Source organism: Acinetobacter sp. YH16032, from assembly GCF_013417345.1.
Classification (GTDB): Bacteria; Pseudomonadota; Gammaproteobacteria; order Pseudomonadales; family Moraxellaceae; genus Acinetobacter.
The window spans coordinates 1-13450 of record NZ_VPEE01000031.1 but is presented as its reverse complement, the minus strand read 5'-3'; the positions used below and the strand labels follow the sequence as shown (position 1 = coordinate 13450).

Sequence of the window (13450 nt, the reverse complement as noted above, 5' to 3'; positions counted from 1 at the left end):
AGCTGTGGTTTTCCAAACGTATTAGAGATTAGAACAATACGCGAGCGCGGATTGTACCTTCTACGTTATGAAGTGTATCAAGTGCTTCAGCAGAAGCTGTAGCATCAACGTCCATGACTAAATAACCCACATCACCTTTGGTCATAAGAGACTGACCAGAGATGTTAATGCCGTGTTCAGCAAACAGGTTGTTGATTTTAGACAACACGCCTGGAATATTTTTGTGAATGTGAAGTAAACGGTGTTTACCTTCAGTCAACGGAAGCGCAATTTCAGGGAAGTTAACTGCTGACAATGTCATACCTTTATCAGAGTAAGCAACGAATTTCTCTGCAACTTCTAGACCGATGTTTGCTTGAGCTTCCATCGTAGAACCACCCACGTGCGGTGTTAAAATCACGTTCGGGATATTACGTAGTGGAGAGATAAACTCTTCACCGTTCGCTTTAGGCTCTTTCGGGAATACGTCAACAGCAGCACCAGCCAAATGACCTGATTTCAGAGCATCAGCTAAATCTTCAATTACTACACATGTACCACGTGCAGCATTGATGAAGATTGAACCTTGTTTCATCTGAGCAAATTGCTCTTTGGTCATGAAATTACGTGTAGAAGGAACATCTGGCACGTGTAGTGATACAACATCAGCATTGGCAAGAAGTTCGCCCATTGAGCCAACTTGGCGAGCATTACCTAAAGGTAATTTTGTTACTGTATCAAAGTAAATCACTTTCATACCCATGCTTTCAGCAAGTACAGAAAGTTGTGAACCAATTGAACCGTAACCCACAATACCTAAAGTTTTACCGCGTGTTTCAAATGAACCTACTGCAGATTTGTTCCAACCACCTGCATGTGTATCTGTAGATTTTTCAGGTACACGACGAAGGAGAAGAATAGCTTCAGCTAATACAAGTTCAGCAACAGAACGAGTATTTGAGTATGGTGCGTTGAACACTGGAATACCACGGCTCATCGCAGCATTCAAGTTCACTTGGTTTGTACCAATACAGAAACAACCGACCGCGATCAATTTATTCGCAGCTTCAAAAACTTCTTCAGTTAATTGTGTGCGCGAACGAATACCGATGAAGTGAGCATCTTTAATCGCTTCTTTCAGCGCTTCACCTTCAAGCGCAGTTTTACGATAGTCGATGTTGGTGTATCCAGCAGCATTCAAAGTGTCGATTGCGTTTTGGTGAACGCCTTCTAACAATAGGAAACGAATTTTATCTTTAGGCAAAGAGAGATGTTGGCTCATTACGGCTCCGCTACAAAGGCCAAATTTAGTGGCAGTATGATAGCATACGTGAGCGTGCTATATACATTTCCTTTATGACTTGAGCTATGGATATTTTTGCAAGATATAGTCCTTATCAGACAAACTGCGTTTGAATTAACTGCATCATATCTAAGTAACATTCGCAAAATGTCTGATTTTATCGGGGTTTCATGGGAAAATGCTTTATAATGCACAATCGTGAAATTGACTCATCCAGTCGTGGTGATATTTTCTTCACATTCGCTTAACAAATACGCTTTTAAAATCTTGATTAAAGGTTTGTTTTTTAAGCAATCTACAACTTGTATCTTTCTTGCTAGGTCTGCAAACGATGAATGCTCCAGTTGCTTTAACCCCAGAGTTATTGACTCAATTAACGTCAATTGTTGGTGAAAACCGTATCAAAACTGATGCGGACAGCCTACAAAATTGGGGACGCGATCACACTAAACATTTTGATCCAAACCCATCAGTCATCGTTTTTCCTTCGACGACTGAACAAGTTCAGGCAATTGTGAAACTAGCAAACCAATTTAATGTTGCTGTGACACCATCAGGTGGTCGTACTGGTCTTTCTGCAGGGGCTGTCGCTGCCAACGGTGAAATCGTGGTCAGCATGGATAAGATGAACCAAATTTTGGAATTCTTCCCAGCAGACCGTATGGTACGTGTACAAGCAGGTGTGGTCACTGAACAACTTCAGAACTATGCTGAAGAACAAGGTATGTATTATCCAGTTGATTTCGCTTCAGCTGGTTCATCACAAATCGGCGGTAACATCGGTACTAATGCAGGTGGTATTAAAGTCATTAAATACGGTATGACACGTAACTGGGTACTCGGTCTGACTGTGGTCACTGGTAAAGGTGATGTGCTGCGTTTAAACAAAGGCATGATCAAGAATGCGACAGGTTATGCGTTGCAACACTTATTTATTGGTGGTGAAGGTACTTTAGGTTTAGTGACTGAAGCGGAAATTAAACTTGAGCGTCAACCACAAGATCTGCAAGTGATGGTGCTCGGTGTACCTGACTTTGATGCAGTGATGCCAGTTCTTCACGCGTTCCAAGCGAAAATTGATTTAACTGCGTTCGAGTTCTTCGGTGAACTTGCGATGCAAAAAGTATTGGCAAATGGTCACGTGCAACGTCCATTTGAAACCGAATGCCCATTTTATGTATTGCTTGAGTTTGAAGCGCCATTTGAACCAATTATGGACAAGGCAATGGAAATCTTTGAGCATTGTATGGAACAAGGTTGGGTACTTGATGGCGTGCTTAGTCAAAGCTTAGACCAAGTAGAAAGCTTATGGCGTCTGCGTGAAGATATTTCTGAGTCAATCGCACCATTTATCCCATACAAAAATGATATTTCAGTGCTCATCACACACGTACCTGCATTCATTAAAGAAATTGATGCAATTGTTGCTGACAATTATCCTGACTTTGAAATTTGCTGGTTTGGTCATATTGGCGATGGTAACTTGCACTTAAATATCTTAAAGCCTGAAAATTTAACCAAAGATGAATTCTTTGCGAAATGTCAGGTGGTGAACAAGTATGTATTTGATACTGTGAAAAAGTATGATGGTTCAATTTCTGCGGAACATGGTGTGGGTATGACGAAGAAGCCATATCTTGAGTACACACGTTCAGCTGAAGAAATTGAATATATGAAAGCACTCAAACAAGTATTTGATCCAAATGGGATTATGAATCCAGGTAAATTATTTGATTTGTGAAACAAAATCTGTCTATAAATAAGGTCTAAAAAACAGCATGCTTGTCATGCTGTTTTTTTATTTCATGAGAAATTTTAATGTTAAAAAGAATAATTTTTCTAAGTGCAATTGCACTTTCACTTAATGCATGTATAGGTCAAAAACAGTCGAATGAGATCAATACTAAAAATCATAATTCTGTAGCTGGTCAAGTAGAAACGTCGAAACAAAATGCCAATTCTGTTCAAAACTCTCCTTTAGATCAAGTGTATCGGAAAATTCAAAGCTTTGAAGATATGAGAACAGTAGATTTACAACAGGAATTCGATACACCTGAATCTGGAAAATCTCATGCAAAAGTAACTGTCACCTATGGTGGACTAGCGGATGACTCTGTTTCTGCACAACGTGAAACTTACCAATTTGAATATATTAATAGTGAGTGGAAAGAAATATCAAAAGATGAAACTTGGAAATGTGGTCGTGGACCAGATACTACAAACTTTCATAATAAATTATGCCCTTAAAAATTTACTTTCGAAATTTTCCATAAAATTGTTACGAGCGTCATTTGAACTGATTAAATTCAAAAATGTAGCATCAATATGCTGCATTATTTATTCGTATTTCTCGTTCTATTAATCATTTTTAATGTGCTTTAGAAAAAATAACATACATATCTGTTCTTTTTTGTCACAACAGTTCAGAACATCATATGTAAAAGATCAATGGCAAACTGAGTAAAACAATGATGATGAAAATAATGACCACAGTTGGTCTAGTTAGTATGATGCTCACGGGGTGTGCTACTACGAAAAATGTTATTTCTAAAGTACATGGGAATGACACTCCTTTAGAGCAAGTCTTGAAGCTACATCCTGAATTACGCAATGAGCTTGCGACTGTTGAATTACGTCAGTATTTTAATCGTGCCGAAGCACCGACCGTAGCCGAAGTCAAAGTGACACAAACAGGCTTGATGGATGACTCAATTGCTGCCGAGCGCTTTATCTATAGTTTTAAATTGAACGATGGTAAATGGCAGCAAGTTAATAAGAAAACGGAATACAAATGTGTGCGAGGAAAAAATACAAAATCTTTCCAAACTGCGCTTTGTCCATGACATCAGACTAGAAATTCGGTTTAAAAAGGCATAATGAGTTATGCCTTTTTTATTGCATGCATTATTGAGTCGAATAAGGATGAGTAGACGAGAAGCGCCACTCACGATAGCAAATATAGCCCATCGCTAAAATGGGAAAAATCATACATAAGAAGCCAAACAACATATAAGTAATCGCACCTAATATTGCACCTGAACTGAAGGATAAAATAGTCGGTAAGATTTTTAGAATATTTTGTTTGGCAACTTGTTTGCGTTCTTCTGATACATGAGGCGCCCCATAAGCAATAGTACAATCAATGGTCAGTTGAGCAAGATTGCCCGTCATTAAGGTTGAGGTAGCCATTGTAGATAGTAATGTTCGGATAATGGCATTTCGAATTCCCATTGCAGCAATGCCCAATGTTGCGGTAAGTATTGCGCCAAATTCAGCCAAAGTATAAAAGGGGCTGAAATTAAGTCCCGCCAGCATGAAGAGCGTTAACAGTATTGTCTCTGCAATAAAGAACCCCAGTAAGATGTTCGGATACTTGTCTTTCCAACGTTGTTCACACCACGCAGTAATACCAATCGTAACTACGAAAATGCCAATAAAAAGAGCCCACAGTCCTAATCCTCCCAAGATCGTTTCTTTGCCTGCAGTCACGATATAGCCAGTAACATGATTGGTATAAATGCCAAATAATGAAATAAATCCAACGGTATTTAGCCAACCACCGACGAGTGATAGAATCGAAGCTTCATGATGATGTCGCCAGCGATTTTTAATTGGTATGTAGCATTTTGACATAGTTCTAAAAGCTCAAGGTGTACTGAGAGATTACATCGACAAAACAAGTGTTTTATCGAGTCTGCAGATCCTTTGCTTTGTGGAATTAATCCACATGAACATTAAGTAATTAAAAGTTTCATATTGATCACTGGTGATTGTTCAGATTAGATGATTTCTAACATTTTATATGTTTCAAATTGCATCAAATTTTGATGACAAAAATATTTCAATTGATAAAACACAACTGAAAGCATCATAAAATTAACGTAGAGGGAAATCTAAAACCCCATTAAACTAAAGTTATTCAATAAATAAGATAAAAAATGAAAACACTCGCTTTTATCCACCGTAACGACAGTCATTTTTCAGTTGGAGACTTTAATCCGGTCGTGTCTGTTTTTTCACACTATGAACTCGGAAATACAGTATCCCCATTTTTACTTCTCGATCATATTGGTCCCGGTATGTTGAAACCCTCTCAACTGCGTAAAGGTGTTGAAGAGCATCCGCACCGTGGTTTTGAGACAGTCACGTTCGTGTATGAAGGTGAGTTAGAGCATTGGGATTCGCAAGGTGGTGGAGGTGTTATTCAGAAAGGTGATGTACAGTGGATGACTGCTGCATCAGGCATTATTCATAAAGAAAAATTTAGTGAGTCATTTTCCCGAGAGGGTGGACGATTTGAAATGATTCAGCTGTGGGTGAATTTGCCAGCAACTGCAAAAAAATCGAATCCACGTTATCAAAGCTTACTTAAATCTAACATCCCAGTTGTAGATTTAGCTCATGATGCGGGTACTGCGCGTGTCATTGCTGGTGCCTTTATGCAAGTGCAAGGACCAGCATTAGTCCACAGTCCTTTGCTGGTTTTGGATTTGGATTTAAAAGCAGGTCACACACTCACATTACCAGCAGGGCATTTGGATACCACACTGATGTATATGCGCCGTGGTAAAGTTGAATTTGGCATAGATGATGAATTACTGACTGATCAGGGAATGGCGGTGTTTTCAAGTCATGGTGAAAACGTTGAATTCACCACATTGTCTGATAGCAAAATTTTATATCTCATGGGGCAGCCGCTGAACGAACCTTTAGTCGGGCGTGGTTTTTATGTCATGAATACGCAAGATGAGATTGTTGAAGCGATTGAGGAAATGAAGCATGGTACTTTTTTGAAAAGTCATGCAATTGATGCCAAATGATGTCAATGTTTGGGTGAGAAATTGATTTACGATAAAGGCTAAATTTTCGTTTGATTTTCAGACTTTGTTTCGTAGTTCAGGGTTACAAAAACGCAAAACTTTGTCATGGCATTGTGATGCATTTCACGTAAACTACGCTTCCAAAAAATATTCAAACATGTGAAAAAACATGCAAAAGGTGAGTAAAGCAACCTTAAGTCGGGCAACAATTATGTTTCCTTTGGCATTGGTGCTCTTCGAATTTTCAGTCTATATCTGTAATGATCTTGTACAACCTGCGATGCTTACGATTACACGTGAGTTTGGTGTAGGCAGTGAGTGGGCGCCATCATCCATGTCTTTCTTTTTATTGGGTGGAGCATGTTTGGCGTGGTTTTTAGGACCATTATCAGATCGCTTAGGTCGTAAAAAAGTACTCCTTGGAGGTGTTTTCTTTTTTGTGGTCTGCTGTTTGCTCATTTTATTCACCCAGTCTATAGAGCAATTTCTTGCATTTCGTTTTTTACAAGGGATTGGGCTGACCATTATTTCAGCTGTGGGTTATGCTGCCATCCAAGAAATTTTTGAAGAAAGAGATGCGATTAAAGTCATGGCTTTAATGGCGAATATTTCATTGATCGCACCATTACTTGGTCCTGTGCTCGGCGCATTTATGATAGACCATGTGTCTTGGCATTGGGGTTTCATTGGGATTGCCTTTTTAGCAGCCTTAAGTTGGTTTGGTCTTAAAGCAAAAATGCCTGAGCAGCATTTGAGTATTCCAAAGCAACCATTAAGTTATGTATGGGATGATTTCAAAGCCATTTTTAAAAATAAAAAATTTATGGGCTTGGCTTTGTCAGTACCCATGGTCTCAATTCCACTGATTTTGTGGATCGCTATGTCACCTGTAATTTTGGTCGAACAGCTCGGTCTGACCAATATGCAATATGGCTATGCACAGGTGCCTGTATTGGGTGGTTTAATTATTGGAAATATTGTCCTGATTCGTGTTATTGATCGCTATGCAGTAGGAAAGACCGTGGTAGTTGCATTGCCGTTGATGTTAGTTGGAACGCTTATTGTTTTGGCTGGTGCGATTTGGCAGGATTATTTGTTATGGTGCTTAATTATCGGCATGACCTTAATCAGTTTTGGTGAGGGCTGTAGTTTTTCTGTGCTTTATCGTTTCAGTTTAGATGCTTCTGAGGTATCTAAAGGAACTGTTGCTGCCGCAGTAGGCATGATTATGATGATTGCATTCTTTGTTGTGATCGAAATTGTACGCATTATGTATGAATCCTATGGCACGATGGCATATGCATTGGCTTGTTTTATCCTTATTGCACTGTGGTTTAGTGCTCCAAGAAAAATTGTTCATCAGATCATGCAAGAAAGAGCCACTTCAGCATAAAAAAATCCTCCTTGTGGAGGATTTTTTAATCATTGTATTTGTTCGAGATGTTTGAGTTTACGATCAAAAATAAAAGGGGCAAAGGGTAGAACGGAAGCTATCAGCCCAAGAATAAATACATTGATAGACCACTTTTGCTTCTCGCATACCACAAATAATACGAATAAAAACAGCACAAATAGAACGCCATGTCCCATGCCAATATATTTCACATAAATAGGCTGATCTAACATATATTTCATTGGCATGGCAAAAAAGAGCAGTAGTAGGAATGAAATCCCTTCAAGTAAACCAATAATACGTAAGGACTTAATATTCATTCTCAAACCCCACAAAAGAAGACATCCTATTTTACCTAATCGTTGTTATAGCAAAGTTAGAATCTATGTGGACTAGATCGCATTGTTTAAGGGAAATATAATTTATAATAATCGTTTTTTATGATAGTAGATTTAAAAATAAGCTAATGTGCCAATCATGTCTATAAAGATGAATATGAAGTGATACTCACAACATTTTATAGATCATCAGCGAAATAATAAAAGGACTAAGCTAGAGCTTAATCCTTTGATGAGTCTTGAGTGTAGCTTAGCGTATAACACCACATGCTACACGATCACCCCCACCACCTAGTGGTTTAGGTTGGTCTGAATAATTGTCACCACCTGCATGTACCATGATGGATAGACCTTGAATGTCTGCAAGTGTGAGACGTGGTGCAATCACTTGTGTTTTTGCATTACCTGACGCGTCAACATTTAACACTGGTAAGTCACCTAGATGACCATCGTTTGGCGTACCATGCCCAGGCGCTTGATTTGGATTGTAATGTCCACCAGCGGCAAGCGCAGCACCCATTTTGCCATCTTTTTCAGCAGGTTCACATGAGCCTTTTTCATGGATATGGAACCCGTGATATCCAGGTGATAATTTAGTTAAGTCCGTTGTGATCACAAGACCTTTGTCACTATCTTGGAAGCTAATCGTTCCAATTTGATCATGAACTCCTTGAGCACTCACCGCATTTACAGGAATGGTTTGGATTTTAGTGTTGGATTCTTTGGATGCAGATGTATTTTGCGTTGCTGCACATCCCACAAAGCCTAAACTCAGCAATGCACTGAGCATAGAAACTTTGAATGCTGAAACTTTCGATTGCATTTGCATGCTGTTCTATCCTTGTTCCATGTAAGTGATAACGCATTGAAACAAATTTGGCATTTAGCAACAAGAATGATTTAAGTATTTGATTGTATAGATTTCTTATCAGTAAAAATAAAACACCACTTATGAGAGTGGTGTTTCATTGTCTTGATCGTAGGCCATCGTAGCTTTAGGCACGGGTTCTGGTTCCAGTGTTTCATGTAACCATTCACGCCAAATGGCTAAAAGAATGGCGAGAATTACAGGACCAATAAAGAGTCCAACTAAACCAAAGCTCGCTAAACCACCCAATACACCAAACATGATCAATAAGAACGGAATTTGAGTAGCACCTGAAATGACCAAAGGACGAATGACATTGTCGGCTGTACTCACCACACAAACGCCCCAAGCCATTACGCCAATCGCCTCAACGGTCTGACCTTGTGAAAATAACCACAGTGAAACAGCACCATATGCCACTGGAGGACCAAAAGGAATTAGCGCCATGATAAAGGTCATAATGGTTAAAAGCATTGGATTTGGAACACCAGCAACGTAATAGCTGATTCCTGCCAATATCGACTGTGCAACGGCAGTCAAACCAACACCATATACCACTGCACGCGTTGTTTCAGAGATCGTGTCGATATAATGTTGGATACGTGGACCAATGACTTTCTCCATCGCTTTACTGACCTGTTGAACAATCGTTTGTCCATCACGGTAAAAGAAAAAGAGAGAGAGCAGGGCAAAACCAAGTTTGACTAAATTTTTGGTAATTTCGCTAATCACGAATTTACCGTAATTTAAATGTCCTTGAATCCATACACTAATATTACTAAAAAGTGCATTTGGGTCGGCATTGATGTCACGTACAATTCGAGAAACTTCTTTACCTACAATGGGTAATTCTCGTATCACATCAGGAACGGTGATATGACCAGAAGCCAGTTGGCGCTGTAAATCAAAGAATAAGTTTCGGCCTTCATGTTGAAGTAAGAAGATAGCAAAGGTGAACGGTAAACCGACAACGAGTGCCAATAAGAACGTCATAACAGACGCACCCAATGTAGGTCGATTACCACACCAAGCGAGAATACGTTTGTATAAAGGCCAAGTCATATAGGCGATAATACAAGCCCATAACACAGGTACGATAAAGTATTTGACAATGTCATATCCCAAATAAAGCAGAATAAAAAACAAGCCAAATAAAAGTACACGCTGTAAAGTTGGATTAAAATCTTGCACTAAAGTCTCTGATCTATATTCTTAATTTTCAAACGTATCTGCCGCACATCTGATTCATTTCGAGTATGCATTTAACATCATATATGAAAATGAAAAAAAAGTGCGATGACAATCTGTATTCTTTATTTAGAACCAATCACTTGGATCATCAATTAAAACATCTAACAAGGGTTGCCATTGTTGTTGTATTGATAAATAAGTTTTTTGATTTTTATCAAAAATGTTGAGACCCTGCATCGCCAATTGACCATAAGCTGTTCGTTCAGAAATCCAAGCAACAGGTTGTTGATCAATCTTGGCAAAGAACTGTTGAATCTCTTGAGCACTCTGACTATTTGGTTTGACACGATTTGCCACCAAATGAACTTGAACTTTACCTTTTCGAATACGTTTAATGTCATGGATGTGTTTTAAGAAGCGACGCGTGCTGTCGATATCAAAAAAAGAAGGTTGCAGAGGTGTGACCACTGCATGACATTCTGCAATTAATTGTTCTGCGTGTTCGCCTGTTAATGCACCTGGAGCATCAATAATCAGATAATCAAGATTCTTCGGTGCATCACCAATCGATTTTTCATGGCGCCAATCTAAACTTTGAATGTGTGTTGCTGATTCTGGGCGCTGCTTTAACCATTGTAATGCAGATTTTTGATTGTCCGCATCCGCCAATGCAACTTTATAACCTTTCTGTGCGAGTGCTGTCGCCAGCGTAATCGCAGAAATTGTTTTTCCACAGCCACCTTTTTGGTTGGCAATCAGTATCGTTTTCATGAGTTTAAAATTATACATGCTTCAAATAAGGTCTAATCTTAGCTTAGCATTAAAATCAGCCAAAACGCGCATACATGACAAAAGTTTAGTTCTTGTTTAAATTGTCCGCATAACAAGTCATAGAGAACGTCAATGTCCATTTGGATGTCAATGTTAATAGGCGCCTGTATTGGCGTGGTAATCACCACAATGATGTTGAGCTCAACCCGCAATGGCCGTATCAAAGCAGAATATGAACAATATATTGCAGAGCTTGAACTTGAGCATCAACACGCATTAGCTGCTGCTCAAAAACGCAGTGTAAATACCAGTCGTGCGGTACTGAAAGGTAAAATGGCTGAACAATTAGCACCGATTATGCCAGAATTTCAATATTTACCCAGTGATGCTAAATTCTTAGGTGATCCTGTCGACTATGTGGTATTTGATGGATATACAGATTTCCGTGATGGTGATGGCGCGGCACAAGATATTGAAATTGTACTGATTGATATTAAAAGTGGTGGAGCACGGCTCACCAAAGGTCAGACGGCAATTGCGAATGCAATTGCCGAAGGGCGTGTGCGTTTTGAGACGATCCGTATCGACTTTCAAGACTAACTTGGATTACTCATCCACTACGTAGAAGTGATCAGTTGGTTTTAGTCGCTCGAGCAAGCATCATGCGACGACCTACTTTTGGCACTTCTTCTGCTTCGAAATAATCGAGTTCAGAAATCTCAAAGCCAGCATCAAGCAGTGCTTGCTCGATATTTCTGTTCAAATGACAACCATCAGCAATCACTTTCTGTACTGGCGTTAAAAGATCTTGAAGACGCTTTAAACTCTTTTGCTGTTGTGCATCGTAAGCGACATGTTCAACCAAATGCAAAGTGCCACCGATGCGTAATACACGTTTAATTTCATGTAGAACTTGTTGAACATGACTCACACTACACAATGTCCATGTGCTGACGACATGTTGAATAGATTGATCTTCAAAAGGTAAATTTTCCGCTTTAGCATGAACATGTTCCACATGGAACGGTGCATCTTGAATACGTTGTTCAGCTAATTTGTATACATCTAGACTCGGTTCAAGCGCATAGAGACTGTCCACAGCTTGATAAAATGGCAGGTTAATTCCTGTACCAAAACCAATTTCTAATACCTCACCTTGAATCGGAAGCAGAAGACGGCGTCTGCTGTCCATCATACTTGGTAACTGCATGACTTGATTCAGAATATGAGGGAATACTCGTTGCTGATAAAATTTATAGATCATTTTTGTTCTTAACATCTTCCATTATTCGATTATTTTACACGTTGAATACACTTTTAACAGTAGACAAAATTGTGACTAAATCACGATAGATTGTTACTGTTCATCAATTTCCTTTTCAGAATGAAGTTCTAAGATAGATCATATAGATTTAGGTTAAATACAATTCAGTCGGATGTTGTCCATAGTAAATGTATGTGCTGCTGTTGAGTTGTTTTTGACACTTAGAAAGAAGGATGGATGTCTGTTGAAAAAGTTAGTTCTCGCATTATGTATCGCCCTTGGTGGTGTTTCGGCTTATAGCTCTGACAGTGTGAAGTCGAGCGACTTTAATATTGCCAATGGTTTGCCCCCAGCATCCGCGGATCAAAAAATTTCGGTATTGGAACCTTTTGAAGGGGAATTTCGTATTCTTGGTTCGAAAGAATATACCGATGATCCGCAAGCCCAATTTTCACCCATCGACTATGCAGTGACCCGCGGTATTTTCACAGAACCTGAAATTGCACGACAAATTTCGATTAATCAGTATGACCGCTATTTAAATTGGAAAATGGCAAAACCACCGATTCACCCACGCTTAGCAACACAGTTGGTGAGTAACATGCACATTATCCCGGCTAATCCAGAAATTGCGAAAGAGATTAAGAAAGTTCAACGTGGTGATCTGGTGCGCTTAGAAGGGGAATTGGTTCAAATCAATGCCAAAGATTTGGTGTGGAAGTCAGCTTTGGATTGGAATGGTATCGGCGATGGTGCATGCAAATTAATTCGCGTCGAATCAATTGAATGGTTAGAAAAGCGCAATATTTAAACAGGATTTGAGATTGATGAGTTTGAAATGACTTTCAGCTCAAAGTCTTCATCATTAGAGAAATGAAAGAGTGTGGATCATGAGCGTTGGCAAGACATCCTTATGGATAAGTTTATGTATTGGCGTACTCGGGAGTAGTCTTGCCGCATGTCAAAATCCAGTCTCTGAAGTGCAAGCGGAGTCCCATCACTATACTGATCAGCAAAATTGTCCTGCACTATTGGTGATGAAAGTGGGTGAAACCTTAGAATTTAATGCAGCAGAAAATCCAAGTACGGGTTATCAATGGCAAATTATGCAACCGCTTCATCTCTTTAAAGTTGAAGAACAATATTTGGCGACTGAAAAATCAAAAGCGATGGTAGGCGTTGGAGGTGAAAAGACAGTGAAGCTGACTGCGCTAAAGCCTGGTCAGGAACTCATTGAATTGGCGTATGTGCGACCTTGGGAAGTTGCTCAAGACCGTACTCAAACAGATGCCCCAACATCGTGGCAATGTCGAGTACGTATTTCTTAAGCAGGCAGAAGACTGTTTCTAAAATTGTGCTGTACTTTTACTATGTACGCTATTGTTCTTTCGTGACACTAGGGCTTGTTGAGAATTAACAAAGGGTACTGATTAATTTATAATAGTACTATGGATAGATACATACTTACTGATGCCCAATGGGCAAAAATGGAACCTTTTTGCCTAGGTAAAGTGACCGATCGA

15 protein-coding genes are annotated in these 13450 nt (G+C 39.3%); 8 read left to right on the top strand and 7 right to left on the bottom strand.

Going from position 1 to position 13450, the window contains the following annotated elements:
- Positions 1-28: 28 nt before the first annotated feature.
- Positions 29-1261: a phosphoglycerate dehydrogenase gene (gene serA, locus FTV32_RS13210; protein ID WP_035264273.1), complete on the bottom strand. Its 1233-nt coding sequence runs from the start codon at positions 1259-1261 to the stop codon at positions 29-31.
- Between the two features lie 352 nt (positions 1262-1613).
- Here serA and FTV32_RS13205 point away from each other — a divergent pair, with 352 nt between their 5' ends.
- The 3 genes from FTV32_RS13205 to FTV32_RS13195 all read left to right on the top strand — a co-directional run bounded on the left by FTV32_RS13205 (position 1614) and on the right by FTV32_RS13195 (position 4125).
- Positions 1614-3023, top strand: a complete 1410-nt coding sequence (locus FTV32_RS13205; RefSeq protein ID WP_180028909.1) for an FAD-binding oxidoreductase — start codon at positions 1614-1616, stop codon at positions 3021-3023.
- A gap of 77 nt (positions 3024-3100) precedes the next feature.
- A complete protein-coding gene (locus tag FTV32_RS13200; protein WP_180028908.1) occupies positions 3101-3529 on the top strand; it encodes a hypothetical protein in 429 nt (142 codons plus the stop codon).
- Positions 3530-3753: 224 nt separating this feature from the next.
- On the top strand, positions 3754-4125 hold the full coding sequence (locus FTV32_RS13195; RefSeq protein WP_035264384.1) for a hypothetical protein: 372 nt from the start codon (positions 3754-3756) through the stop codon (positions 4123-4125).
- A 61-nt stretch (positions 4126-4186) separates the two neighbouring features.
- Here FTV32_RS13195 and FTV32_RS13190 read toward each other — a convergent pair whose 3' ends face one another.
- Positions 4187-4915, bottom strand: a complete 729-nt coding sequence (locus FTV32_RS13190; protein WP_180028907.1) for a YoaK family protein — start codon at positions 4913-4915, stop codon at positions 4187-4189.
- A gap of 305 nt (positions 4916-5220) precedes the next feature.
- Between FTV32_RS13190 and FTV32_RS13185 the strand changes: the two genes are divergently transcribed.
- Together FTV32_RS13185 and FTV32_RS13180 are read left to right on the top strand one after the other, a co-directional pair.
- Positions 5221-6102 carry a pirin family protein gene (locus tag FTV32_RS13185; RefSeq protein WP_180028906.1) on the top strand — a complete coding sequence of 294 codons (882 nt, stop codon included), beginning with the start codon at positions 5221-5223 and terminating at the stop codon, positions 6100-6102.
- A gap of 169 nt (positions 6103-6271) precedes the next feature.
- Positions 6272-7495 (top strand): MFS transporter, encoded by a 1224-nt coding sequence (locus FTV32_RS13180; RefSeq protein ID WP_180028905.1) that lies wholly within the window; start codon positions 6272-6274, stop codon positions 7493-7495.
- Between the two features lie 29 nt (positions 7496-7524).
- Here FTV32_RS13180 and FTV32_RS13175 read toward each other — a convergent pair whose 3' ends face one another.
- The 4 genes from FTV32_RS13175 to FTV32_RS13160 all read right to left on the bottom strand — a co-directional run bounded on the left by FTV32_RS13175 (position 7525) and on the right by FTV32_RS13160 (position 10663).
- Positions 7525-7815, bottom strand: a complete 291-nt coding sequence (locus FTV32_RS13175) for a DUF3817 domain-containing protein (RefSeq protein WP_180028904.1) — start codon at positions 7813-7815, stop codon at positions 7525-7527.
- 268 nt (positions 7816-8083) lie between these two features.
- On the bottom strand, positions 8084-8662 hold the full coding sequence (sodC, locus tag FTV32_RS13170; RefSeq protein ID WP_035264260.1) for a superoxide dismutase family protein: 579 nt from the start codon (positions 8660-8662) through the stop codon (positions 8084-8086).
- Between the two features lie 120 nt (positions 8663-8782).
- Complete coding sequence (locus tag FTV32_RS13165) at positions 8783-9892, bottom strand: AI-2E family transporter (RefSeq protein WP_180028903.1); 1110 nt, start codon at positions 9890-9892, stop codon at positions 8783-8785.
- Between the two features lie 126 nt (positions 9893-10018).
- Positions 10019-10663, bottom strand: a complete 645-nt coding sequence (locus FTV32_RS13160) for a ParA family protein (RefSeq protein WP_180028902.1) — start codon at positions 10661-10663, stop codon at positions 10019-10021.
- A gap of 132 nt (positions 10664-10795) precedes the next feature.
- On the opposite strand from FTV32_RS13160, the gene FTV32_RS13155 reads away from it, so the two are divergent.
- Positions 10796-11263: a Holliday junction resolvase-like protein gene (locus FTV32_RS13155; protein WP_180028901.1), complete on the top strand. Its 468-nt coding sequence runs from the start codon at positions 10796-10798 to the stop codon at positions 11261-11263.
- Positions 11264-11294: 31 nt separating this feature from the next.
- Here the strand turns inward: FTV32_RS13155 and FTV32_RS13150 are convergent, their stop codons facing one another.
- On the bottom strand, positions 11295-11927 hold the full coding sequence (locus FTV32_RS13150) for a class I SAM-dependent methyltransferase (RefSeq protein ID WP_035264378.1): 633 nt from the start codon (positions 11925-11927) through the stop codon (positions 11295-11297).
- Between the two features lie 244 nt (positions 11928-12171).
- On the opposite strand from FTV32_RS13150, the gene FTV32_RS13145 reads away from it, so the two are divergent.
- Both FTV32_RS13145 and FTV32_RS13140 read left to right on the top strand, forming a co-directional pair.
- On the top strand, positions 12172-12738 hold the full coding sequence (locus FTV32_RS13145; RefSeq protein ID WP_180028900.1) for a hypothetical protein: 567 nt from the start codon (positions 12172-12174) through the stop codon (positions 12736-12738).
- A gap of 79 nt (positions 12739-12817) precedes the next feature.
- Positions 12818-13255, top strand: a complete 438-nt coding sequence (locus FTV32_RS13140) for a protease inhibitor I42 family protein (protein ID WP_180028899.1) — start codon at positions 12818-12820, stop codon at positions 13253-13255.
- Positions 13256-13450 lie beyond the last annotated feature (195 nt).

Coding starts and splice junctions, on each gene's coding strand:
- FTV32_RS13190 (WP_180028907.1), bottom strand. CDS start 4,915: ATGTCAAAATGCTACATACCAATTAAAAATCGCTGGCGACATCATCAT.
- serA (WP_035264273.1), bottom strand. CDS start 1,261: ATGAGCCAACATCTCTCTTTGCCTAAAGATAAAATTCGTTTCCTATTG.
- FTV32_RS13140 (WP_180028899.1), top strand. CDS start 12,818: ATGAGCGTTGGCAAGACATCCTTATGGATAAGTTTATGTATTGGCGTA.
- FTV32_RS13205 (WP_180028909.1), top strand. CDS start 1,614: ATGAATGCTCCAGTTGCTTTAACCCCAGAGTTATTGACTCAATTAACG.
- sodC (WP_035264260.1), bottom strand. CDS start 8,662: ATGCAAATGCAATCGAAAGTTTCAGCATTCAAAGTTTCTATGCTCAGT.
- FTV32_RS13160 (WP_180028902.1), bottom strand. CDS start 10,663: ATGAAAACGATACTGATTGCCAACCAAAAAGGTGGCTGTGGAAAAACA.
- FTV32_RS13200 (WP_180028908.1), top strand. CDS start 3,101: ATGTTAAAAAGAATAATTTTTCTAAGTGCAATTGCACTTTCACTTAAT.
- FTV32_RS13180 (WP_180028905.1), top strand. CDS start 6,272: ATGCAAAAGGTGAGTAAAGCAACCTTAAGTCGGGCAACAATTATGTTT.
- FTV32_RS13155 (WP_180028901.1), top strand. CDS start 10,796: ATGTCCATTTGGATGTCAATGTTAATAGGCGCCTGTATTGGCGTGGTA.
- FTV32_RS13185 (WP_180028906.1), top strand. CDS start 5,221: ATGAAAACACTCGCTTTTATCCACCGTAACGACAGTCATTTTTCAGTT.
- FTV32_RS13175 (WP_180028904.1), bottom strand. CDS start 7,815: ATGAATATTAAGTCCTTACGTATTATTGGTTTACTTGAAGGGATTTCA.
- FTV32_RS13195 (WP_035264384.1), top strand. CDS start 3,754: ATGATGAAAATAATGACCACAGTTGGTCTAGTTAGTATGATGCTCACG.
- FTV32_RS13150 (WP_035264378.1), bottom strand. CDS start 11,927: ATGATCTATAAATTTTATCAGCAACGAGTATTCCCTCATATTCTGAAT.